The 23,103-nt window shown below is 39.6% G+C and carries 21 protein-coding genes and 1 riboswitch; of the genes, 8 read left to right on the top strand and 13 right to left on the bottom strand.

What is annotated here, in order from left to right; all coding sequences use genetic code 11:
• Positions 1-115: 115 nt before the first annotated feature.
• From udk to RWU19_RS09955, 3 genes are all read right to left on the bottom strand, one after another.
• The gene (gene udk / locus RWU19_RS09965) at positions 116-745 is read right to left on the bottom strand and encodes a uridine kinase (RefSeq protein WP_002289751.1); all 630 of its coding nucleotides are present in this window, start codon (positions 743-745) and stop codon (positions 116-118) included.
• An 83-nt stretch (positions 746-828) separates the two neighbouring features.
• Positions 829-1,524 carry a YjjG family noncanonical pyrimidine nucleotidase gene (locus tag RWU19_RS09960; protein WP_002315562.1) on the bottom strand — a complete coding sequence of 232 codons (696 nt, stop codon included), beginning with the start codon at positions 1,522-1,524 and terminating at the stop codon, positions 829-831.
• A gap of 12 nt (positions 1,525-1,536) precedes the next feature.
• Positions 1,537-2,253 (bottom strand): 16S rRNA pseudouridine(516) synthase, encoded by a 717-nt coding sequence (locus RWU19_RS09955; RefSeq protein WP_002374203.1) that lies wholly within the window; start codon positions 2,251-2,253, stop codon positions 1,537-1,539.
• A gap of 328 nt (positions 2,254-2,581) precedes the next feature.
• Here RWU19_RS09955 and RWU19_RS09950 point away from each other — a divergent pair, with 328 nt between their 5' ends.
• The 3 genes from RWU19_RS09950 (at position 2,582) to RWU19_RS09940 (ending at position 5,391) form a co-directional block, all read left to right on the top strand.
• The gene (locus tag RWU19_RS09950) at positions 2,582-3,190 is read left to right on the top strand and encodes a 50S ribosomal protein L25/general stress protein Ctc (protein ID WP_002293435.1); all 609 of its coding nucleotides are present in this window, start codon (positions 2,582-2,584) and stop codon (positions 3,188-3,190) included.
• Between the two features lie 325 nt (positions 3,191-3,515).
• A complete protein-coding gene (locus RWU19_RS09945) occupies positions 3,516-3,839 on the top strand; it encodes a DUF960 domain-containing protein (protein WP_002289744.1) in 324 nt (107 codons plus the stop codon).
• A gap of 181 nt (positions 3,840-4,020) precedes the next feature.
• Positions 4,021-5,391, top strand: coding sequence for an MATE family efflux transporter (locus tag RWU19_RS09940; protein ID WP_002293436.1), 1,371 nt, complete (start codon positions 4,021-4,023; stop codon positions 5,389-5,391).
• A gap of 128 nt (positions 5,392-5,519) precedes the next feature.
• Here the strand turns inward: RWU19_RS09940 and RWU19_RS09935 are convergent, their stop codons facing one another.
• The 5 genes from RWU19_RS09935 to rpsO form a co-directional block, all read right to left on the bottom strand.
• Positions 5,520-6,821, bottom strand: a complete 1,302-nt coding sequence (locus RWU19_RS09935; protein ID WP_002315558.1) for a hemolysin family protein — start codon at positions 6,819-6,821, stop codon at positions 5,520-5,522.
• Positions 6,822-7,037: 216 nt separating this feature from the next.
• Positions 7,038-9,029, bottom strand: coding sequence for a KUP/HAK/KT family potassium transporter (locus tag RWU19_RS09930; protein ID WP_002315557.1), 1,992 nt, complete (start codon positions 9,027-9,029; stop codon positions 7,038-7,040).
• A gap of 143 nt (positions 9,030-9,172) precedes the next feature.
• Positions 9,173-9,439 (bottom strand): GlsB/YeaQ/YmgE family stress response membrane protein, encoded by a 267-nt coding sequence (locus RWU19_RS09925; RefSeq protein ID WP_002293441.1) that lies wholly within the window; start codon positions 9,437-9,439, stop codon positions 9,173-9,175.
• 562 nt (positions 9,440-10,001) lie between these two features.
• Complete coding sequence (gene pnp / locus RWU19_RS09920; RefSeq protein WP_002309766.1) at positions 10,002-12,128, bottom strand: polyribonucleotide nucleotidyltransferase; 2,127 nt, start codon at positions 12,126-12,128, stop codon at positions 10,002-10,004.
• 187 nt (positions 12,129-12,315) lie between these two features.
• A complete protein-coding gene (gene rpsO, locus RWU19_RS09915; RefSeq protein WP_002289282.1) occupies positions 12,316-12,585 on the bottom strand; it encodes a 30S ribosomal protein S15 in 270 nt (89 codons plus the stop codon).
• Between the two features lie 249 nt (positions 12,586-12,834).
• Between rpsO and def the strand changes: the two genes are divergently transcribed.
• Positions 12,835-13,398 carry a peptide deformylase gene (gene def / locus RWU19_RS09910; RefSeq protein WP_002293455.1) on the top strand — a complete coding sequence of 188 codons (564 nt, stop codon included), beginning with the start codon at positions 12,835-12,837 and terminating at the stop codon, positions 13,396-13,398.
• 120 nt (positions 13,399-13,518) lie between these two features.
• Here the strand turns inward: def and RWU19_RS09905 are convergent, their stop codons facing one another.
• From RWU19_RS09905 to RWU19_RS09890, 4 genes are all read right to left on the bottom strand, one after another.
• Entirely contained in the window at positions 13,519-15,042 is a 1,524-nt protein-coding gene (locus RWU19_RS09905; RefSeq protein WP_123837532.1) for a hypothetical protein, read from the bottom strand.
• 140 nt (positions 15,043-15,182) lie between these two features.
• A complete protein-coding gene (locus RWU19_RS09900; protein WP_002341084.1) occupies positions 15,183-15,704 on the bottom strand; it encodes a transcription repressor NadR in 522 nt (173 codons plus the stop codon).
• Positions 15,705-15,706: 2 nt separating this feature from the next.
• Positions 15,707-16,549, bottom strand: coding sequence for a chorismate mutase (locus tag RWU19_RS09895; RefSeq protein WP_002329732.1), 843 nt, complete (start codon positions 16,547-16,549; stop codon positions 15,707-15,709).
• The gene (locus RWU19_RS09890) at positions 16,542-17,267 is read right to left on the bottom strand and encodes an NAD-dependent protein deacylase (RefSeq protein ID WP_086286333.1); all 726 of its coding nucleotides are present in this window, start codon (positions 17,265-17,267) and stop codon (positions 16,542-16,544) included. The genes RWU19_RS09895 and RWU19_RS09890 overlap by 8 nt, the downstream gene beginning before the upstream one ends.
• A 175-nt stretch (positions 17,268-17,442) precedes the next feature.
• Between RWU19_RS09890 and RWU19_RS09885 the strand changes: the two genes are divergently transcribed.
• The 4 genes from RWU19_RS09885 (at position 17,443) to RWU19_RS09870 (ending at position 22,170) form a co-directional block, all read left to right on the top strand.
• Entirely contained in the window at positions 17,443-17,739 is a 297-nt protein-coding gene (locus RWU19_RS09885) for a hypothetical protein (RefSeq protein ID WP_002293448.1), read from the top strand.
• 255 nt (positions 17,740-17,994) lie between these two features.
• Positions 17,995-18,169, top strand: a riboswitch (Lysine riboswitch).
• A gap of 137 nt (positions 18,170-18,306) precedes the next feature.
• A complete protein-coding gene (locus tag RWU19_RS09880) occupies positions 18,307-19,899 on the top strand; it encodes an ABC transporter permease subunit (protein WP_002329735.1) in 1,593 nt (530 codons plus the stop codon).
• A 12-nt stretch (positions 19,900-19,911) separates the two neighbouring features.
• On the top strand, positions 19,912-20,652 hold the full coding sequence (locus tag RWU19_RS09875) for an amino acid ABC transporter ATP-binding protein (protein WP_002293446.1): 741 nt from the start codon (positions 19,912-19,914) through the stop codon (positions 20,650-20,652).
• A gap of 168 nt (positions 20,653-20,820) precedes the next feature.
• Complete coding sequence (locus RWU19_RS09870; RefSeq protein ID WP_002293445.1) at positions 20,821-22,170, top strand: amino acid permease; 1,350 nt, start codon at positions 20,821-20,823, stop codon at positions 22,168-22,170.
• A gap of 285 nt (positions 22,171-22,455) precedes the next feature.
• Here the strand turns inward: RWU19_RS09870 and RWU19_RS09865 are convergent, their stop codons facing one another.
• Positions 22,456-23,046 (bottom strand): TMEM175 family protein, encoded by a 591-nt coding sequence (locus RWU19_RS09865; protein ID WP_002315551.1) that lies wholly within the window; start codon positions 23,044-23,046, stop codon positions 22,456-22,458.
• Positions 23,047-23,103 lie beyond the last annotated feature (57 nt).

The raw sequence follows: 23,103 nt of genomic DNA, 5'->3' as shown, positions 1-23,103 counted from the left end.
ACGCTGATTTCACAACCTCTTGTTATAAATAAAAAAACAGTTGACTGGTGACTGTTCAAAAAGCAGGATCTTGCTTTTCAAACGGTCGCAGTCCGTTCAACTGTTTCACTGCGCACTATTTATGGTTTAAGAAACTAGCCACTTTTGTTGTAATCAAATCAATAGCAACGTGGTTTTCTCCGCCTTCTGGAACAATGATATCCGCATAGCGCTTCGTTGGTTCGATAAATTGATGATACATCGGTTTAACAACTGTCAAATATTGCTCGATCACGGAGTCCAATGTGCGTCCCCGTTCTTCCATATCCCGTTTGATACGACGAATAATACGAATATCATCGTCTGTATCTACGTATACCTTGATATCCATCAAGTCACGCAGACGTTCATCTTCTAAGATCAGGATTCCTTCTAGAATGATCACTTCTTTTGGTTCCTGAATGATCGTTGCCTGACTTCTTGTATGCGCTACATAGTCATACACGGGTTTTTCAATGGCTTTATAGTTCAGTAAGTCGCCTACATGCTGAATCAGCAGATCATTATCAAAGGCAAAAGGGTGATCGTAATTTGTGTTCAATCGTTCTTCAAAACTCAAATGGCTCTGATCCTTATAATAAGAATCTTGTTCAAGCATCATGATGGAATGGTCCGGGAAGTTGTTGAAAATCGCACGGCTGACACTTGTCTTTCCGCTTCCTGACCCACCCGTCACACCAATGATAATTGGCTTGCTTTTTGTCATTGACTAAAACCTCTTTCGTATCCGTTTTTTCATTCTAATCTATTATAGCGAAAAAACACGAAAATGCTATATTTTTCTGAAAATTAATCCTTTTCAATTTCCAATAATGAGTAAAGTTCTTCTAAAGAATCGATTCGATAAGTGGGTTGAATCTCTTCGATTTCCGGCAATTTGTTTTTATTGAACCAAATCGTATCGATCCCTGCCATGTTCCCTCCTTTGATATCAGAAGTCAGTGAATCACCAATGATCACCGTCTGCTTTTTATCAAGATCAGGAATGTGGGAAAATACATGATCAAAAAATTCTTTCATCGGCTTTTGCGCTCCGACAGCTTCTGAGACAAATATATCTTTAAAATAATCAAGCATTCCTGCATCTGTTAAACGCTGATATTGAGTATGCGACACACCGTTCGTTACAATATAAAGTTCGGCGTGAGGATGGAGCTTTTTCAGAAGTTCTAGACTTCCCGGAACAAGATCATGTCCTTGGTTCAAGTAGTGACGATAGCGTTTCTCCATTTGGCGACTATCTACTGTTTTCCCAAATTGCTGGAAGAGTAATCCAAAACGACTGCCTGTTACTTCTTCTCGTGATAGTCTGCCCTTTTCAAATTCCTGCCATAAATGATGATTCAAAGCCTTATAGCTCGTTTTGATTTCTGGTGTCAATGTGATCCCTTGCTCTGCGAACAAAGCACTTAAAGCATTTGCCTCAGTTTGTTGAAAGTCTAGCAATGTATCATCAACATCAAACAATAAAGTGTTATATCTCATCTTTTTAATCTCCTATTTAAAATAAATACTTAACTTTTTCATCTCTGCTAGCGTCAACGATCGGTACTCGCCTACTGCCAACTGTTCATCTAATTCCAATGGTCCCATGCTTAACCGCTTCAATGCGATCACTTTCTTTCCTTGGGCTAAAAACATCTTTTTGACTTGATGGAATTTCCCCTCTTGGATCGTCAATAAAACGGTACTTTGGTGCTTGTCTGCTTTGAGTATTTTTAGATTAGCCGGCTGGCATTGGTACCCATCAGCGAATACGATTCCTTTTTCAAATGCTGCTACGTCTGCTGATGTCACCCTTTCGTTCACCACTGCTTGATAAGTCTTTGAGACCTTTTTTTCAGGAAGGAGCATTTCATATCCCAATTGGCCATTCGAAGTAATCAGCAATAGTCCTGTTGTATCTCTATCCAGTCTTCCCACTGGATAGAGCGGCTGAAAACGATCGGCACTTGCAATCAGATCGATTACCGTCGTCTTTTCTGGATCTGACACAGCAGTCACAGCTTTTTTAGGCTTGTTGAGAAGATAGTAGGACTCATTTGTTTCTAAATGTTCACCTGCTACTTCAATCCGATGCAGCAAACTGTCTACATTTCGATTTTGTCGAAATTCGACTGTGCCATCGATCATCACTTGCTTCAAAGCAAACAGCCGCTTCATTTCCTTACGTGTCGTTTCTAATTTTTCTTCTATTAATTTATCTAAGCGCATACCGTTTCCTTTCTTATTACTAATAAGAATTATACCTTGAATATGTTTGCTTGCAAATAAATCATCAGCGTTATTCCTTGACTTAACTAGCAGTTCGCGTTACGGTTAAAGAGTAAAGTGAATTGGATTTCTCATACACAGCGTAATGACCTGGTGGAGAAAAGTTGAATCCTGACTTTCTAAGGGGAGATACGCACATCTCTCCTTTTGCGTTTTTTTAAGCGCCCTGCCTTCGATGATGTGCAAGAGATTAGCCTTTAGAATTCACTTAAATAAAATCTGTCCGTTACCAAAGCAGACAGTCACATTTTAAGGAGGAATTTTGGTTATGTCAGTATCATTAGAAGTAAGTAAAAGAGAAGTACGTCCCCGTTCATTAAGAAATAAACTTCGTCATGAAGGGAAAGTTCCAGCTGTTGTTTATGGGTATAAAATAGAAAGTACCCCTATCTCATTCGATGGTTTGACACTAAGCAAATTGCTGCGTGAACATGGAGCAAACACAGTTATCACGATGGACATTGACGGACAAAAAGTCAATACATTGGTTCATAAGATCCAAACGAACACTTTTACTAATCATTTCGAACATGCAGAATTTCTATCTGTCAACATGTCGGAAGAAACAGAAGTCGAAACAGAAGTCGTTCTTGTTGGCGAATCAGTTGGTGTTAAATCGGGTGGAGTGTTAGCTCAAAACTTGTATACAGTAGTCGTATCTGCTACACCAGACAAATTGCCTGAACGAATTGAAGTCGACGTGACAAACTTGGAATTAGGCGATTCTATTACAGTAGCCGATCTTCCAAAAAACGACGATTACAAGTTCGTGACCGACAGTGAAGAACAAATTGCTGCTGTAGTCGCTCAAAGTGAAGAAGAAGAAAGCACAGGTGAAGGCGGCGAACCAGAAGTAATCGGTTCAAAAGAAGAATAATACTGAAACAATCAGGTGGTGTTAGAAGCGGCGGGTCAGCAGCTTTTAACACGCCTTTTTTATTTCTAATCGTTTATTTTCATATGGGGCTTCCGCTTTTGTAAATAGCTTTGCAAACGAAAAATGCTGATTTACCAAGCTTTCCCTCGCATATTTTTATCGTACCTTTATAAAAATTTATACTTTGAAAAAAAGTATTCAATTATTGTTGCATTTTTCCTGATTCTTTATTAGAATGAACCCTCGTTAAAGTAAGTATTTCTAGTTTATCCTATGATTGATTATAAAAATAAAAACATTCGTTGATTCGAAGGAGGTTAACCAGATGTTTGAAAGTTTTGATAGCAGCCGCAACCGTTACGCTTCAGTTGGTGTAGTATCAAGTTTGCCAGATGAATTGATTGACAGTATATGGTTTATTATTGACCTAGATCTTAAGGGAGTCATTCCATTAGAAAATATATTAACCTTTGATTTGATCGAAAATCGTGGAAAAGTGACGATGCATTTTTCTCAAGCAGGAAGCAATGTGGAAATGGATATTGATTTGCCGTTTGCCTATTCGAACCAATTTCCTGCTCAAGTATACGCCTATGATGACGGTACGAGAGAAACGATCCTTTTACCAAGTGAGATCAGACAATATTAAGGTGATAGATAAACGTGGATGTCCCTTATTTTACAGACCAGGCCAAGTTGTTGATTCTTTGACTCAATTCTTGGCTTCTTTTTATGGAATTTCATCAATTATCATTGATTTCTAATTGGTATTCTCAGGATAAACGCTATATACTACTAACTAAATTTTAAAGATATAAGGAGTTTAAAAGATGCGCGATTTAACAAAAGGAAGCCCCGCTAAACTGATTTTGCTGTTCACTGTTCCTTTACTGATCGGAAACGTTTTTCAGCAGTTTTATAATATGATCGATATGATCATCGTGGGTCAGACACTAGGTAAAAATGCGCTGGCAGCGGTTGGTGCAACTGGAAGCCTGACATTTTTGATCATTGGTTTTGCCCAAGGGTTAACAGCTGGTTTAGCCATTATTACTGCACAACGTTACGGTGCAAAAGATTATCGGGGTCTGAAGAAAAGTTTTGCTGCTAGTGTTGTTATTAGTCTTGTCGTCACTGTGATTTTAACTGTCCTGAGTCTCCTGTTTATTCGTCCGATGCTTCAGTTGATGCAAACTCCTCCTGAAATAATTGATCAAGCACAAACATTTATTTCAATTATTTTGTTAGGGATCTTTGCATCCGTCAGTTTCAATTTGCTTTCTAATGTCATTCGCGCACTTGGTGACAGCCGCACACCATTATTCTTTCTGATCATTGCGGTCATCATCAATGTCGTACTTGATTTGATTTTTATTATCTATTTTGGTATGGGTGTGGAAGGTGCAGCTATTGCTACCGTAATCGCACAAGTTTCTTCTAGCGTACTGTGTCTTGTGTATATCAAGAAAAAGATGCCTTTATTACAGTTACGCAAAAAAGATTTCAATTTTGACAAAGAAGAGTTTCGTGTACATCTAAATGCAGCTTTGCCAATGGCGTTCCAGTCTTCAATCATCGCTGTCGGTGCTATCGTATTACAAGCAGCACTAAATAGCTTAGGGACAGATGTTGTGGCTGCTCAAGCCGCTGCTGGTCGTATTGATCAATTTGCCAATCAACCGATGATGTCATTTGGTATCGCAATGGCGACTTTCACTGCACAAAACTATGGTGCAAAGGAATATGGCCGAATCTTGCAAGGTGTACGACAAACTTTATTGATGAGTGTCGGATTTAGTCTTTTAGCAGGTGCTATCGTCATTTTCTTTGGACATTTCTTTGTTCAACTGTTTGTTAGCCCATCAGAAACACATGTATTTGAATTAGCACAAACCTACTTCAACATCAATGGGTCTCTTTACTGGATCTTAGCAGTCCTGTTCATTTTACGCTACACGCTTCAAGGTCTTGGACAAAGCAAGATTCCTACGATCGCCGGTATGATGGAATTGCTTATGCGTTCTTTTGCAGCTATCGTTCTTACAGGAATGTGGGGGTATCCAGGAGCCGCAGCAGCTTCTCCTCTAGCTTGGATCGGCTCTGTTGCTGTGTTGCTTTACTCTTACATGCGTTCGATGAAACAATTGAAACACATGGGTGAAGAGGAGCATTTCACGTTAGAACATGCCGAAGCAAGGTAACCTTGATTAAAAGAAATCGGTGCGGCTAAAAATGAAAACTTTTATTGAAAATATCTTCTTCGTTTACCGAAAACAGGTTTTTTAGATAACAAAAGGCTGTGACATTTTTTGTCACAGCCCTTTTTCATTTATTCTGCTTCTCTTTCCATGGTCTCTACTTTGAAATAATCGATATGTGCATGCTGGTATTCTAATACCGTGAAGCGAAATGAGGCAATCTCAATGATCGTTCCTGCGTTTATTTCTTTGTATCGGCTAGAAGCAAATCCCGCAAGTGTAGTAAAATTCGTTTCTTCAAACTCTGGAATCTCTACATGAAAATAACGTTGGAAATCATCTAATGTTAGTTTGCCGGAGACGATATAAGAGCCATCTGACTGTTCCGCTATCAACGCTTCGTCCAAATCTGTCTCATCCCGGATTTCCCCGACGATTTCTTCTAAAATATCTTCAATCGTCACTAAGCCGCTTGTCCCTCCATATTCATCTTTTAAGATAGCAATATGTTTTCCTTTTTTTCGCATGATCGTCAATAATTTTTTTATAGGGATCGTTTCAGTTGTTACGATTGGCTCTTCAATCAAATGTTCTACTGTCAGTTGGTCATCTTTATAAGATTGCTTGATCAAATCTGGTAAGGTAACATAACCTAGAACATTGTCTTTGGATTCTAAAATCACTGGATAGCGAGTATGTCCTTGCTCGATCGAAGCTTTTATCGCTTCTTTTACTGTTTCTGAAGCTTCGAATACTTGCATAGACGTACGATCTACTTGTATATCTTTTGCCAAGGTATCATCAAATTCAAACACGTTTTCCAAATAATGATATTCTTCTTTGGTCAACTCTCCTTTTTCATAAGAATTCAATGCGACTAATGTCAGCTCTTCTTGAGACAAGGTTTCTTCTCCTTCAGATACGAGGCGCACACCTAAAAGCTTTCCTAGACCCGCTGCCGAATGATTCAATACCCAAATAAAAGGAAACATTACTTTATAAAAATAATGAAGCGGTTTGACTACGAACAAGACGACCTTCTCCGTATTGACGATACTATAGCTCTTAGGAAGCAGTTCGCCAATAACCACATCGATATACGTCACTAAAATAAATCCTAGCGCCACAGAGATTGTACTGCTGATAGCCGAACTGAAAGGTAGTTTACCGATCACTGGTTCCAGTAGAGCCGCGACAGAGCCTTCACCGACCCACCCGATGATCAGACCGGTTAGCGTAATTCCTAATTGACTAGCTGATAAATAATTATCTAAATGGTGTGTAACATGAAGAGCTAGCTTGGCGTTCTTCACGTTTTCCTTTTCTAGTTGTTCCAATTTTGATCGTCTGATTTTCACTAAAGCAAATTCACTTGCTACAAAAAATGAAGTAATTGCGATCATCAAAAATAAAATAATGAAATTGATAACCATATTCTCCCGCCTTTCTCTTTTTCTATTGTACCCTTTTTCTACAAAAAGATTGAAAATAATGCGTATTTATATTAGGAATAAAAAAGGAGATGTGGCTGAAAAATGCCACATCTCCTTCTTACTCAAAAGCATTGCATTACTTGTTGCTAAACAGCTTTTTCGTGATTTCTGATAAAAACGGTATTCAAAAGCTGAATTCAGATCAAAGCGCTACTTTCACAATCGTTCTTTCAACCATGTTTTCCGAGTATTTCCAATGATAAGCGGAACAGTTTCATGTTTTACTTCACTGTACTCTAGCCCAAACCATGTTTCTGGCGAGGTAGCGATTTTTTTGATTGCCAGTTTTGCCTGCATGATTTGACGCTGCCATTTTCCTAGAGTTGTCACATTGGAGACTACTTCATCAATCAGGACAAATTGGAAATCGCCAACTTCCCGTCCTGGTGTCAGAGAGTATCTTTGTGGCTGTTTTGGCAAACGGCCTTGTTTCATCAAATCATGGATGACTTGGCGAACATATACATTGATTTCCTGTTGGACCCTGAAACCTAAGAACAGATTCACTTGGACAATAAAGTCGGTGCCCATCATATCTACTTGATATTCTTTCGTATATGGCTCATCCGTCACTTCCACATGAACAAACCAATAAACTCGTGCTCTTTTAGGTCGCTTATCTAAAATCGAATAGATGAACTGTCGTCCCACTTTGTCTTCAGCCATATCAGGCACTAAGAAGACTACATTCGTCTGATAGATTGGTAAAGAAGTATCATCACGTAATTCTTTAAGCTGAGGGATATAATCTCTCAAAGACACATCCTCAGTTGACGATTCGCGGATGATGTTTCCTTGTTCCCAAATGAACATCACAACTAAGATGATCAAACCAATCAGAACGGCTACAAAACCGCCACGGAAGAATTTGACGACACTTGAGATAAAGAAAACGACTTCTATTGCACCAAAGAAAAAGGTAACTAAATATGCAAACCAACGAGAATGGCCGTTTTGGATAAGATAAAAGTAAAGCAGTGCCGTCGTCATCAACATGGTCACCGTGATTGACAGACCATAAGCAGCTTCCATATGATGGGAAGTTCGGAATGTGACAACCACTAGAGAACAGGCGATCCATAGAATCAGATTGACTGCTGGGATATACATTTGCCCGATACTGTTCCCAGGATACATGATCTTTAATCGAGGCAGTAGTTTCAACTTGATGGCTTCCGAAACCAGCGTAAACGAGCCTGTAATCAATGCTTGCGAAGCAATCACCGCAGCAACTGTTGCAAAAGCAACGCCAATCACGATCCAACTTTGAGGCATCATTTGGAAGAATGGATTCAGGTTCTTGATTTGCTGTGCTTCAGGGTTTTGATAAACATTCAATAACCATGCAGCCTGCCCAAAATAATTGATAACCAAACAAATTTTGACGTAAGGCCAGCTCAAACGAATATTTCGTTTGCCGACATGTCCAAGATCGGAATAAAGCGCCTCTGCACCTGTCGTAGCCAAGAAAATATTTCCAAGAATGAACAAGCCTAGTTTGTTATCTGCACTAAAAAGCAGCTGGATTGCGTAATAAGGGTTCAATGCACGGATAACTGTCCAATCCTGGCTAAAATTCAGCAACCCCATTACTCCTAAAAAAGTAAACCAAGCGAACATGATTGGTCCGAATGCTTTTCCGACAATATCTGTCCCAAAGCGTTGGACCATGAATAAGACAAAAATAATAACTAAAGTGATAATGACGATCACGTTCTGGTTATTACCGAACCGGTCAAAAAACTGCGGAATTCCCCGCAATCCTTCAATCGCAGTCGTTACCGTCACAGCAGGGGTCAATACCCCATCTGCTAATAAGGCAGCTCCTCCGATCATTGCAGGAATGATCAAATATTTCCCACCTTTTCGGACAAGTGTGTAGAGTGAGAAAATTCCACCTTCCCCATGGTTATCTGCATTCAATGCAATCACGACATATTTGATCGTTGTTAGTAGAGTCAATGTCCAAAAAATCAATGAGACTGATCCGATAACAAAATCAGGATTGATTCCTGTCAATCCGCCATTATCTTCAACAATCGATTTCATCACGTAAAGCGGACTTGTCCCGATGTCTCCGTAGACGACTCCCATCGCTACAAGCAGGCCAGCCATTGATATCTTTTTGGTATTGTGCGTTGTTGCCACGTTTTTCCCTCATTTCTTGTTATATGGATGTCCTTTAGGTAAGCTTGAATGATAGACGATCTTCTTATCCATGACACCCGCTTTCCTAAATTGCTTCTAATTATCCAAGTAACACACTGAAGTGTCAACTTATTTGAATAAAATTATTCTTTCTTTGGTCGTTCCCTGATGCGTCTTGCCACAAATGAATAAAGAGCAAGGCAAAAAATTGCACCCAATAATGCTGGGATCAAATAAAAACCGCCAAGTTCCGGTCCAAGCGGCCCTAGTAAAAATTCGCCAAGCCAGCTGCCTAAAAAGCCGATAATGATATTTCCAGATACACCACCTGGGACTTCCTTTCCCAAAATGGCACCAGCTATCAAACCTAACACACCGCCGATAAACAACGACCATAAAAAGTTCAGCATAGCCTTCCCCTCCTTCGTCCCTTTATCTCACTTTTATTTTACGCTTTATTTAGAAGGACTCCAAAAATATGCACCAAGAAACTTCAGTAAAAAAAGAGGTTGTGACAGAAGTGGTCAGCTTCAAGAAATAAGAAGGAGTTTACGAAAATTGCTTCTCAAATTTTTGTGAAATTTCGGCTTATTTCCGAAGAAGCTACTTCTGGAACACCGTGAATCAGAGGTTGTGAAATCAGCGGTTTGACCTGAGTATTAGAGAAACAAACGGAAAAATAGTTCCCCATATTTTGCCGTTTTTTGAGCTAATATCGAGGGACAGCTGATTGAACACCGTTTATTGGAGAGGTTGTAAAAAAGCTGTTCTGCATCAAGTAATAAGAACAGCCAAGTCTCCTAATGTTTTTAACTTGGCTGGACTTATTACCGCAGATGCAAGCTTTTGAACACCGTTTATTCGCAAAAAAAGGACTGTGACAGTTTTTTGTCACAGTCCCCTTTTTTCGAATAATTGTTGTTCTCCTGCCAATTTCTTGATCACAAGACACAATATTCATAAGAATTAAAATTATTTTGCTTCGTTTTTCGTTGAACCATCTTCATTCAACATTGCTTTTCTTGACAGATTTACGCGTCCTTGTTTATCGATTTCAGTTACTTTCACAAGGATCTCATCACCTAGCTTAACAACATCTTCGACTTTATTGACACGATCGTTTGCCAATTGAGAAATATGGACAAGTCCATCTTTTCCTTTGATCAAGTTGACGAATGCACCGAATTTTTCGATACGGACAACTTTCCCTAGATAAACTTCACCGACTTTGACTTCTTTTGTCAGATCTTCGATGATCTTGATGGCTTTTTTGATCATTTCTGCATCAGCAGAAGCAATACTTACTTTTCCATCTTGATCGATATCGATTTTTACACCCGTTTCATCGATGATTCCATTGATCGTGTCTCCGCCTTTACCGATAACATCTTTGATTTTAGCAGGTTCGATCTGGATCATTTCGATTTTTGGTGCATATTGGCTTAATTCTTCACGTGGAGCAGCAATCGTTGAAGTCAATTCTTCTAAGATTTCCATACGTGCTTGTTTTGCTTGCGTCAATGCTTCAGTTAGGATTTGTTCTGTGATTCCTTGGATCTTGATATCCATCTGCAAAGCAGTGATCCCATCTTTTGTACCGGCAACCTTAAAGTCCATATCGCCAAGATGATCTTCCAACCCTTGGATATCTGTTAAGATCGTATAGTTCTCACCATCAGAAACAAGTCCCATCGCAATACCGGCAACAGGTGCTTTGATTGGTACCCCTGCATCCATCAATGCTAACGTGCCAGCACAGATACTTGCTTGGGAAGAAGAACCATTTGATTCCAATACTTCTGCTACCAAGCGGATCGTATAAGGAAATTCTTCTTCTGAAGGGATTACTTGTGCCAATGCACGTTCTCCTAATGCGCCATGTCCGATTTCCCGACGTCCTGGAGATCCTGCTCGTCCTGTAGAACCAACAGAAAATTGAGGGAAATTGTAGTGGTGGATGAATCGTTTGCTGACTTCAACCCCTAAACCGTCAATGATTTGGTGCTCTCCTAAAGGTGCGAGTGTACAAGCAGATAAAGCTTGTGTTTGTCCTCGTGTGAACAATCCTGATCCATGTACACGTGGCAATAAGCTGACTTCTGATGACAATGGACGGATTTCATCCAATTTACGCCCGTCAGGACGGATTTTATCGATGGTAATCAATTCACGTACGACATCTTTTTCCAAATCTTCCGTGATTTGTTTGACTTCTTTCAATAAGTGATCTTCATCTTCGTGACCTGCAAATTTCTCAGCGTAAGCTTCACGAATATCGAGTTTCACTTGCTCAATGTTCTCTTCGCGAGCAAGTTTTTCTTCGGTCATTACTGCTGCTTTCATTGTAGCGTAAGAAGCATCAAAGATTTCTTTTTTCAATACTTCATCAACTTGCAGTAAAGTGACTTCCATTTTTTCTTTTCCTACTGCTTGAACGATTTCTTCTTGGAAAGCAACTAATTCTTTGATAGCGTCAAAACCAAACAGCAATGCACCAAGCATGTCTTCTTCTGAAACTTCTTTCGCGCCACTTTCAACCATGTTGATCGCTTGTTTCGTACCAGCAACAGTCAATTCGATATCTGTTTGTTCTGCTTGCTCTACCGTTGGATTCAAGACATACTCACCATTTACACGACCAACTTCTACACCTGCAATCGGACCATCAAATGGGATATCTGAGATCGATAGTGCTAAAGAAGAACCTAACATCGCTGCCATAGCTGGTGAACAGTCAGTTTCTACACTCATCACGATGTTCGTTACTTGGACTTCGTTACGGAAGCCTTCCGCAAACATCGGGCGAATCGGACGGTCGATCAAACGAGCAGTCAATGTTGCTTCCGTACTTGGACGACCTTCTCGTTTGATGAAACCTCCAGGGATTTTCCCTGCTGCATACATTTTTTCTTCATAATTGATCGTTAATGGGAAAAAGTCTGTATCTTTTGCTTCTTTAGAGGCCACAGCTGCACTTAAGACCACTGTATCTCCATAACGGACTAAAACGGCTCCGTTTGCTTGTTTTGCTAGCTGACCGACTTCGATTTGTAAGGGACGGCCGCCCCATGTCGTTTTGAATACTTGTTTTTCTGACATAACTTCTCCTTTTCCTTCTCGTGAAAGCAAGACGCTACTAAACAAATGAAAACTGCTGAAAGCCGTTTTTTGAGCAGCTTTCATTTGGTTAGTAGGAGTCCATCTAGCTTGATCACGGAATTTTGCTTAATTGATATACGAGTAAAAAAAGTGAGATTCATGTGAATCCCACTCTTTTTGACTAAAATTAACGACGCAAGCCTAAACGTTTGATCAATTCGCGGTAACGTTGAACGTCAGTTTTACGTAAGTAAGCTAACAAGTTACGACGGTGACCAACTTTTTTCATTAGGCCGCGGTATGAATGATGGTCTTTTTTGTGCACGCGTGCATGTTCATTCAAGTGGTTGATTTCTTCAGTTAATACAGCGATTTGTACTTCTGGAGAACCAGTATCCCCTTCATGGCGAGCATATTCGTTGATGATTTCATTCTTGCGTTCTTTTGAAATTGCCATTTCTTTCACCTCTTTCGATTATTCCCCTGCGACTGAGTAAAACGTTGGTGATTCGCTTAACCAAGTGGCAGGCCGTGCGCCTAGAGCACACAGCTATACTTTACCTGAAACCGGGCTGGAAATCAAGTGGTTAATCATTAAGAAAAAGTAGTTTTCAAACAATCTTACTACTACTTTTCCATTTTTGTGGTAAACTATAATGCGAAAATAGACTTGAATATAGTCTTTTAAGAAAGGGGTACATATTCCATGATTACAATGGATGATATCATTCGTGAAGGAAATCCGACCTTACGCGAAGTAGCAGAAGAAGTTTCTCTTCCATTAAGCGAAGAAGATATCTCTTTAGGAAAAGAGATGCTTGAGTTCTTAAAAAACAGCCAAGATCCAATCAAAGCTGAAGAATTGCACTTACGAGGCGGTGTTGGCTTAGCTGCACCTCAATTAGATATTTCTAAAAGAATCATTGCTGTTCACGTACCAAGTGCAGACCCAGAGGTAGATGAACCTTCTCTAAGTACTGTTATGTATAATCCTAAAATTTTGAGCCATTCTGTTCAAGATGCTTGTTTAGGGGAAGGCGAAGGCTGTTTATCTGTTGACCGAGAGGTACCAGGATATGTCGTTCGCCATGCCAAAATCACTGTGTCTTATTATGATATGAATGGTGAAAAACACAAGATTCGTTTGAAGAATTATGAATCGATCGTCGTTCAACATGAAATCGACCATATCAACGGTGTGATGTTCTATGACCACATCAACGATCAAAATCCATTTGCATTAAAAGAAGGCGTATTGGTAATCGAATAGAGACTAGGATTGTTCCTTCGATTCTATGGCACAAGAAAGCTTTATAAAAAAGGGAAGTGACAGAAAATCGTCACTTCCCTTTTTATGTTTTGTCACTGACTGAAATCAAAATTACTAAAATCAAAATTCAGCATACGGCTGTGTCTTGGATAGAGATAAATTTTTATTGGGGATTATATGTTTTTTATCTCCTAAAAGATAGCTTTTATGTTTCGTTGCGCCTTCTTGGAGTTGGTTTAACCTCTGTTTTCTTGAATTTAGTGTTGCTATGCCCGTTGTTTGGGTTCGATTGTCTAGAACCTGTCCTGAGTTACTGTCTTGCCGATTTTCCCATGACTTTATTAACTGTCCCACTCGCTTCTTCCCTTGATTTTTATCGGTCTCTTGCTTCAATCCCTCTCTGTTTTCCCAAGAATCTACTTTTACCAACGGTTTTTCTGTTCGTGTATTCATACGCACGTTTTGTTTTGTTGGACTATTTGGTTGCCGATTGTTTAATTGATCATCCGCTTTATGTTGTACATTAGCTGCTGTTATGAAATCTGACAGCGGCTTTTGGTGATGGCGAGAAGCTAAATCAGTTAGTTGCGCTGACTTGTTTGGATGTAACCCTTTTGACTGAGTCGACTGTCCCACTGGTCTTAGGTCCATGCCAAAGTCGTTGACAGATATTTTCCATAATTCAGGGTTCCTATCCATATACATCTTTTTATCATCTTTCTTGTCTATGCTTTCATCTCTTTCTTTCGAGAAAGGCTTTGTCTGTTCTGATGTAGCAAAATTGATGTTTTCCAGCGGAGTCTCACGTTCTGCCTTTGTATCAGAAGCCTCTTGTTGCCGAGTGATCACTGAATGCTTTTGCTCATTGGATAGGTCTTTTAGTTGTTGGGTGGGTTCCTTCTTAGCTACTTGAGTTGGAGCTAGTGTAAGACACGTTGTTTGACATTCCTCTTGCCACACTGTAGCAAGATCTTCGTCTCTTTCCCAAGGCATCTTTTCAACGAACTCTTTTTGCTCGTTATATAAATAAATCTTCCCCTCTAATCCTTCATTGTTGTGATATACATATCGGAGTACTTGACTAGAGTAGCTTCCTTCCACTCCATTAGCAATGTTACATTCCATCTCGTACACACTTTCTTGCCAATCTTCTACTATCATTATTAATTCAGTAGCATCCACACCACCATCAGCTGCATCCATTGCATGTAAAAATTCTGGATCATAGTAAAGGTTCAACTCAACCACCGGACTTGCTTTCGCTACTTCCACGGCTATTTGTCCTCTCAAGTTGTACAAATAATCATCAAATTTTTTCTTTTCAGAATCAATTGATTCACTATCAAAAGTTATATTCAGATTTTTACAGATATTCTCTAATTTAAGTTCTTCAAACTTTCTGCTAACCTTTTGGAAATCCTCCCATAAAGCCCATTCTTTTGTTTCAGGGGAAAGATATGCCGTAAAGTTTTCAAAGAATTGCTGTTGAATGTTCTTATCAGAAATCTGTGGTGCATGCTTAAACACAGTATCTGTTATAGCAGTTAAATAATTAGTGTAATGTTTTTCTTTGTACTGATCAAATTCCAATCCTTTGTCAATATATAAGCTGATTTTTTGTTCTTTCTGTTTATCAGTGTCCATCTTGAACATCTCCTTTTTTCTGACTTGTTAAAAAGTATAGAACAGTTTACTTAAACAAAAAGAACTGCTTTTTCTTGAAAATAAAAAAACTGGCGTTTAAATTCCGCCAGTTCTTCGGTGTTATTTTTTTATGGAGCTTGTTATCCTTCGTATAAGATACCTGCTTCAGCTAGTTTTTGCTTGATTGTTTTCAGCATATGCTTTTCTGGGTAGCGGATCGTATGCAGATGGATTCCTCCTGTGAGTTCGGATAATAAAGAAGCATTGCTTTTTTGATAACGTCTCATAAATGAATCGATGTCTTGTGGCGTTTTAATGTGCAACGTGCCTGTTAGTTCACCGTAAAGCGGATGTTCTACGATCACATCAATGATTTCACCGCCATTTTCAACGATGAGTCTCAACTCTTCTTCTGTTTGATCTTTTCCATGCTGGACCGCGATTTTACTGATATGTCCAGTATTGGTTTCTTCTGTTTCAAGGATATAACCTCTTGCTGTTGCCACGATACTTTTACCTGCCGCTCGTAGTAAAGCAATATCACCGACAATAATCTGACGGCTGACTCCAAAAGTTTTCGCAAACTTGCTAGCACTCACTGGTTTTTCTGTATTTGCCAAGGTTTGCATGATTTGTTTTCGCCGTGCCTCTCCTTCGATCACACTTATTCCTCCTTCATTTTGTTTTGGTATTCGCGCGAGTGTTTCATCAAATCAACATATGTGTCTGTTATTGTTTCCTTGTATCCCTTATTTTTCAGCAGTTTAGCCACTTTATCCAATACTTGCTGCTCTCTTTTTTCATCATAAACTGCTTTGTTTCCTTCTTTTTTTACTTGTCCTATTTTAGTTACTGTATCCATTCTTTTTTCTAATAAAGCAACTAATTCTCGATCGATCGTATCGATCTTTTGACGTAATGTTTCAAGAGACTCTTCTAACGGTTCTTCCTCTACTGTCTTGATGATACGAGCAGGATTTCCTGCAATCACTACATTGTCGGGGAAAGATTTGGTCACGACCGAACCTGCGCCGACCACTACATTGTTTCCTAGCGTGACACCCGGCGTGACGATAACGCCTCCGCCTAACCAAACATTATCACCGATTTTTATGGGTTTTGCGTACTCCAAACCACTGTTGCGTTTCACTGGATGTAATGGATGTGTTGCCGTATACAGCTGGACATTGGGAGCGAACATGCAGTTATCACCGATTTCGATTGTGCTGACATCTAAAAATGTACAGTTGAAATTTGCATAAAAATTCTCACCGACAAATATATTATATCCGTAATCAAAATTGATAACTGGCTCCATATAGATTTTTTTCCCTGTACGACCAAATGTCTCTTTCAACAATTGGGATCGCAGTTCCGCTGATTCGGCTTGGTTGATGATTTGGCTTTGACTTCTTGCAAACATACGGTCGGCAACCAGCTCAGGATCATTGGCAAAATAAAGCTCGCCTGCAATCATTTTTTCTTTTTCTGTTTTGAATTCAGTCATAGTCTACTCCTAATTCTTGTATTTTTTTGAAAACAACCGCTCCGTCTTCCTGAATAAACGTATAAGGTTCCGCTAAATAAACAGGCGTTTGATTGATTACTAAAATTTTGGCTGACGGTTGGCGAAATTGTACCAGATCACAAAATGGATGAACTTGAAAACTCGTTCCAACAATGACGACCAGCTCTGCTTGGCTGACGGCGTAAGCCGCCTGCTCAATGACTTCATCTTGGAATCCTTCACCATATAACACGATGTTCGGGCGTATTTGTCCGCCGCATGCTTGATGTTTGTCGCTGTGAAGATATTCTTTCCAGTCTACTGTTTGCTTACATTTTCGACAATGACATTGATACAAACTTCCATGAAAATTGACGAGTTGCGGGCTTTTAGCTTTTGCGTGCAACCCGTCAATATTTTGCGAAACGACCCAGACATTTTTTTCTTTCGCTAGCTGTGCCATTTCTAAATGAATAATATTTGGTTTTGCTTCAGGATGATAAATCTTTTTGACAAATTGATAGAATTTATCCGGTTCATTCACCATTGCTTGATGACTCAGCAAGTATTCCGGCTGTTCCATTCCGTGGTAGATTCCTGTCAGTGATCGATAATCTGGCACTCCAGAAGGTGTGGATACCCCAGCACCGGTCAAAAACGTGATTTTCTGATGAGTCAATATCTCTTTTGCTGCTTCGTCTACTGTTCCTTGTTTCATGTTTTGTCACCTCACTTTCCATTATAGCCCATACTCAAACAAATTTATTGTTGAAAAGTGTGAAAAATAGGAATAAAAAAGTGTGAGGTACATTTGAACAATTTATCACAATCTTCACTGACAAAAGAATGAAAACGTGTTACAATACTGCTGTATAAAAGTGAGGTGAATCGATATGTTACCATTCTTTATTTACTGGGGCGTTATTCTGGCTTGCATCGCCTGGTTAGCGTTAAGTGTTTATTTCTCTGTTTTTTACCTTGTACGCAAAGAAAATGGAAATCTTTGGGCTTTTGCTTTATTCAACGTGATTGCCGCCATTGTTTTAGCCATTACATTAGCCGTTTATCGAACATGGGGCTGGGGAATCACTCAATACTCAAGTTTGATTTATCTAATATTAGCCATTTACGGTGTCGTTGTTCTTTTGCAAGCGATCCTAGGACGCGAGCCAAAGAAAGCGGCTGCTTAAATAATCGAGGTGGAACTGGATGCAGAAAATTTTCTGTTTCAGTTCTTTTTTTATTGTGTTACATACATTTTTGTGTATAATTATACTATTGTTTGTAATGGATAGATGATTCACATTGTGATTGTTTTTTCGGTAAAAGTAAAGATTTCTATATTTATCAGTATTTTTTCAAAAAACAGCAGTTATAGATTGACAAAGCCTCTCGAGTATCGTAAACTTTTTTTGTATAAATAACTGAATACGAGATGCCTCAATCAATGAGGTAGAGGTCGCGAGAATCATTAACCCTGTGGAGTGAAGCAAACATGGAGAAGCAGGAATAGGGAGGATCGCCGAAATGTACACTTTTTTGCTTGAAGTGTATGTTGGGACGCAAGTTAAGAGCTTGCGGACTGTCTTAGCAGTGATGCTAAGTTGCGCTATGTTTTGTGAGAGGTTTATCACCTTATGGAATTTTAGCGGCCTTTTTATATCTATAAATCGGTCGCTTTTTATTTTTTCAGATAAAGCTTTACCGCATTTCATCTAGACCGCTCGTGTATCATATAATCAGAAAGGGAGAAAAAAATGAAAAAAAATATGGTTTCAGTTGCCGTACTATTTGCTTTTGTCTTCTCACTATTCAGTGTGGGATCTCTGGCAAATGCAGATGAAAAAACACCGAGCGATGAGTTTCGCGTAGGTATGGAGGCTGGGTATGCACCCTTCAACTGGTCTCAACAAACAGATGAGAATAACGCCTTGCCAATCCAAGGCCAAAATAGTTACGCCGGCGGTTATGATGTTCAAATCGCTAAAAAAGTAGCAGATGGTTTAGGGAAAAAATTAGTCATCGTCCAAACAAAATGGGATGGTCTGGCTCCTGCCCTTCAATCAGGCAAGATCGATGCGATCATCGCCGGAATGAGCCCTACTGCTGAACGACGAAAAGAAATTGATTTTACCGATCCATATTATGAATCACAATTAGTAGTAGTAGTCCAGAAAGATGGCAAATACGCAAAGGCAAAAAGTTTAGCAGATCTTTCTGGAGCAAAGATCACTGCTCAGCTAAATACCTTCCATTATACTGTGATCGATCAGATACCGGATGTGCAGAAACAACAAGCAATGGATAATTTCTCAGCCATGAGAACAGCGTTAGCTTCTGGAATGATCGATGGTTATGTCAGCGAACGTCCGGAAGGTGTAACAGCAACTAGTGTGAACAAAGACTTGGAAATGCTCGAATTCAGCGGTGCAGATGGCTTCCAGACAAACCCGGAAGATGTTCAGATTTCTGTTGGTATGCGTAAAGGCGACCCGGATATCCAAAAAGTAAACCAGATTCTTTCTGGCATCTCTAACGATGAACGAACAAAAATCATGGACCAAGCAGTCAAAGACCAGCCTGCTGCAACTGATAGTGAAGAAAAAACCGGCATCATTTCTGACTTCACTACGATTTGGAAACAATATGGCAATATGTTCTTACGAGGTGCTGGACTTACCTTGTTCATCGCATTAATCGGGACAGTTGTCGGTACCACACTTGGATTACTGATTGGTGTCTTCCGTTCGGTACCTGAATCAGGAAATGCACTGACTCGCTTCTTCCAAAAAATCGGAAATGCACTTCTATCTATCTATGTCGAAATATTCCGCGGAACACCGATGATGGTACAAGCAATGGTCATCTTCTACGGTCTGGCACTCGCTTTTGGTATTTCGTTGAATCGAACGATTGCCGCTTTGTTTATCGTCTCTCTCAATACTGGAGCTTACATGACAGAGATCGTCCGCGGGGGGATTTTTGCAGTAGATGAAGGACAGTTCGAAGCTGCGCAAGCCATTGGTATGACCCATGGCCAAACGATGAGAAAAGTTGTTATTCCACAAGTTTTACGGAATATCTTGCCGGCCACGGGGAATGAATTTGTTATCAATATCAAAGATACAGCCGTTTTAAGTGTAATCGGCGTAGCTGATTTGTTCTTCCAAGGGAACTCTGCTTCCGGTGCGAATTTCCAATTCTTCCAAACATTTACGATCGTCGGGATCATCTACTTAGTCATGACCTTTACGATCACCAGAATCCTGCGTGCGGTAGAAAAGAAAATCGATGGCCCTTCTGCTTACACAAAGCTTGAAGAAATCGACAATTCAAATTTGCAGGAATAAGGAGGAAGAATCATGAGTGAAAAAATTATTGAAATCAACCATCTAAGAAAAAGCTTCGGTGAAAATGAAGTATTGAAAGATATCAGCGTGACAGTCAACAAAGGTGAAGTTGTGACGATCATCGGTTCTTCTGGTTCTGGTAAATCTACTTTCTTGCGCTGTATCAATTTACTAGAAAAACCAACAGGCGGCGAGATCATTTATAATGGAGAAAATGTATTAGCTCCTAAATATAATTTACCTAAATATCGAACGAATCTAGGTATGGTTTTCCAATCCTTCAATCTCTTCAACAATATGAACGTCTTGGAAAACTGTATGTCTGGACAAACAACTGTCCTGAAACGAGATAAAGAAACTGCCAAAAAAGTAGCAATCGAAAATCTGGAAAAAGTTGGTATGGATCGTTATGTCGAAGCTAAACCAGCACAATTGTCTGGCGGGCAGAAGCAGCGTGTCGCAATTGCTCGGGCATTATCGATGAATCCAGATGTATTGTTATTCGATGAACCTACTTCGGCGTTAGACCCTGAAATGGTTGGTGAAGTGCTTAATACGATCAAAGACTTAGCACATACTGGCTTGACGATGCTTATCGTGACGCATGAGATGGAATTTGCAAAAGATGTATCTGACCGTGTCATTTTTATGGATAAAGGTGTGATTGCAGAAGAAGGTACACCAGAAGATATCTTTGTCCATCCGAAAGAAGAACGTACAAAAGAGTTCCTTTCACGTATTTTAAATGCTTAGGATCAATCGCTGATTGGGACAGAGAGCTGCGGTGTTTACCGCAGTTCTTTTTTTGCGCCTACTCGTAAAAGGTAAATTTCTGAAAATTTTGGAATCTTAGTTGTGTTTTTCAGAAAACTCTCTTAATATGGAAGTAATATAAACTTTTTTAGTTAGGATGATTTAAAAATGAATGAAGAGCAAGAACTGCAGCGTGGACTGAAAAATAGACATGTCCAACTGATTTCTATTGGCGGAGCGATTGGAACGGGGCTGTTTTTAGGTTCCGGAAAGTCTATCCAGCTAGCTGGCCCTTCGATATTGCTCGCCTATCTCATCACTGGATGCATCTGTTTTTTCATTATGCGTGCGTTAGGCGAACTTCTGTTATCAAACACTAATAACCATTCTTTTCTGGATTTTGTTGCAGAATATCTTGGTAAAAAAGCGGCTTTCATTACTGGTTGGACGTATTGGTTCTGCTGGGTATCGATTGCAATGGCAGATTTAACAGCCATCGGGATGTATGTACGCTACTGGGCACCTGGTGTTCCTCAGTGGCTTCCTGAACTGATTGCATTAGGTCTTCTTCTTTGCTTGAATATGGTGGCTGTCTCGTTGTTTGGTGAATTAGAGTTTTGGTTTGCCTTGATCAAGGTTGTAGCGATCATTGCCTTTATCCTCGTAGGTGCTTATATGATCCTCACCCATTATACGACAGATATTGGCACAGCCAGCATCACGAATCTATGGTCTCATGGCGGATTCTTTCCGACTGGTGCCAAAGGATTCATCTTGGCTTTCCAAATGGTGACCTTTGCTTTTGCTGGGATCGAATTAGTTGGATTAGTCGCTGGGGAAACAGAAAATCCTGAAAAAGTATTGCCGGAAGCTATCAATAATATTCCTATCAGGATCATCTTATTTTACTTAGGTTCTCTTTTTGTCATTATGGCCATCTATCCATGGAATAGCTTGAATCCAGATAATAGTCCATTTGTAGAGGTATTTTCGGAAATTGGGATCACGATTGCTGCATCCTTGATCAATCTAGTCGTATTAAGTGCAGCAGCTTCTGCCTGCAACAGCGCCATATACAGTACAGGACGTATGCTTCGTTCTTTAGCACAAGAAGGCAGTGCTCCTAAAAAATTCAAAAAGTTAACAACACATCATGTTCCAGGGAATGCTTTGACATTTTCTACGATCGTCATTTTCATTTCGGTTATCTTGAATTACGTGATGCCTAGTGAAGTATTCACACTCGTAAGCAGTATTGCCACTACTTGTTTCTTGTTTATTTGGAGTATGCTTGTCTACACGCATATGAAATATCGTAAAAGTATCATCGGCAAAAAAGCACATTCATTTAAAATGCCGCTGTATCCATTGAGTAATTATTTGGTCTTTCTTTATATGGCCTTTGTGTGTGTCGTCTTGTTCCTAGGAAAAGATACGAGAATCGCTTTATTACTGACACCTGTGTGGTTCTTGCTTCTATTACTGATCTATCATATGAAATATGAACGTAAGAAGTAAGAAAGAGGTTGTGACAGAAGTGGTCAGCTTCAAGAAATAAGAAGGAATTGACGAAAATTGCTTCTTAAATTTTTGTGAAATTTCTGCTTATTTCAAAGAAGCTACTTCTAGAACACCGTGAACCAGAGGTTGTGAAAAAGTCGCTTAGTTTCGAGTAGTAAGAAAAATTTTGTGAAAATGGCTTTCCACATTTTTGCATAAATTTGGCTTAATACCGAGAAACTGGCTTTTGAACACCGTTTATTCGGAAAAAGGGCTGTGACAAGATTTTTTGTCACAGCCTTTTTATTTCCCCGGAAACAACCGCTGATAATAGGCATCTGCTTTTTTATAGGAAAAAATCCAAATACCAGATACGAAAAAACGTCCGAATAACCCAATCATCGGTACAAAAAAGATACCGGCAATCAAACATAAGTTAATAAACATGGAGATAAAACTTCGATGGTCCTTTGACAAAACTCTCACGACATGGGAATCTGGTTTATTTGCTTTCATGATTTGCCTCATCAATATACCAAAAGAAAAACTCCACATCGTGTATACTAAGACATAAGCCATCTCAGGCCAAAAAGCTTCAGGGTTACGCCCGACCCAACTAGTAACGGAAGGACATAAGGTCAGCCAGAAGAGCCAAAAGATATTCGACCAGACCACTCGGTAATTGATGCGTTCTGCCATCTGGAATATACGATGATGGTTCACCCAGATTACCGCAACAAATATAAAACTGATTGCATAAGCTAATAATGTATTTCGGATGACCCACAAAGAATGAAAACCAGATGGATCAGGAATCTTGATGTCTAATACAAGAACTGTCAAAACGATGGCCACTACTCCATCAGTAAATGCTTCTAATCTCGACTTTGTCACGATGATTCCTCCTCAGATGATTCAGCGCTTTTATTTTATCACTTATGTTATTAAATA

The organism is Enterococcus sp. 2STP (genome assembly GCF_032465635.1).
Lineage (GTDB): Bacteria > Bacillota > Bacilli > Lactobacillales > Enterococcaceae > Enterococcus_B > Enterococcus_B lactis.
Note: the sequence above shows the minus strand (reverse complement) of the source record. Positions and strands in the feature narration are given on the sequence as shown.

Bases quoted from the DNA above. Each gene is read 5' to 3' on its own strand.
- def (WP_002293455.1), top strand. From the start codon at position 12,835: ATGATTACAATGGATGATATCATTCGTGAAGGAAATCCGACCTTACGC.
- RWU19_RS09880 (WP_002329735.1), top strand. From the start codon at position 18,307: ATGAAAAAAAATATGGTTTCAGTTGCCGTACTATTTGCTTTTGTCTTC.
- RWU19_RS09890 (WP_086286333.1), bottom strand. From the start codon at position 17,267: ATGAAACAAGGAACAGTAGACGAAGCAGCAAAAGAGATATTGACTCAT.
- RWU19_RS09895 (WP_002329732.1), bottom strand. From the start codon at position 16,549: ATGACTGAATTCAAAACAGAAAAAGAAAAAATGATTGCAGGCGAGCTT.
- RWU19_RS09940 (WP_002293436.1), top strand. From the start codon at position 4,021: ATGCGCGATTTAACAAAAGGAAGCCCCGCTAAACTGATTTTGCTGTTC.
- RWU19_RS09950 (WP_002293435.1), top strand. From the start codon at position 2,582: ATGTCAGTATCATTAGAAGTAAGTAAAAGAGAAGTACGTCCCCGTTCA.
- RWU19_RS09870 (WP_002293445.1), top strand. From the start codon at position 20,821: ATGAATGAAGAGCAAGAACTGCAGCGTGGACTGAAAAATAGACATGTC.
- RWU19_RS09885 (WP_002293448.1), top strand. From the start codon at position 17,443: ATGTTACCATTCTTTATTTACTGGGGCGTTATTCTGGCTTGCATCGCC.
- udk (WP_002289751.1), bottom strand. From the start codon at position 745: ATGACAAAAAGCAAGCCAATTATCATTGGTGTGACGGGTGGGTCAGGA.
- RWU19_RS09875 (WP_002293446.1), top strand. From the start codon at position 19,912: ATGAGTGAAAAAATTATTGAAATCAACCATCTAAGAAAAAGCTTCGGT.
- RWU19_RS09955 (WP_002374203.1), bottom strand. From the start codon at position 2,253: ATGCGCTTAGATAAATTAATAGAAGAAAAATTAGAAACGACACGTAAG.
- rpsO (WP_002289282.1), bottom strand. From the start codon at position 12,585: ATGGCAATTTCAAAAGAACGCAAGAATGAAATCATCAACGAATATGCT.
- RWU19_RS09925 (WP_002293441.1), bottom strand. From the start codon at position 9,439: ATGCTGAACTTTTTATGGTCGTTGTTTATCGGCGGTGTGTTAGGTTTG.
- pnp (WP_002309766.1), bottom strand. From the start codon at position 12,128: ATGTCAGAAAAACAAGTATTCAAAACGACATGGGGCGGCCGTCCCTTA.
- RWU19_RS09905 (WP_123837532.1), bottom strand. From the start codon at position 15,042: ATGGACACTGATAAACAGAAAGAACAAAAAATCAGCTTATATATTGAC.
- RWU19_RS09935 (WP_002315558.1), bottom strand. From the start codon at position 6,821: ATGGTTATCAATTTCATTATTTTATTTTTGATGATCGCAATTACTTCA.
- RWU19_RS09945 (WP_002289744.1), top strand. From the start codon at position 3,516: ATGTTTGAAAGTTTTGATAGCAGCCGCAACCGTTACGCTTCAGTTGGT.
- RWU19_RS09960 (WP_002315562.1), bottom strand. From the start codon at position 1,524: ATGAGATATAACACTTTATTGTTTGATGTTGATGATACATTGCTAGAC.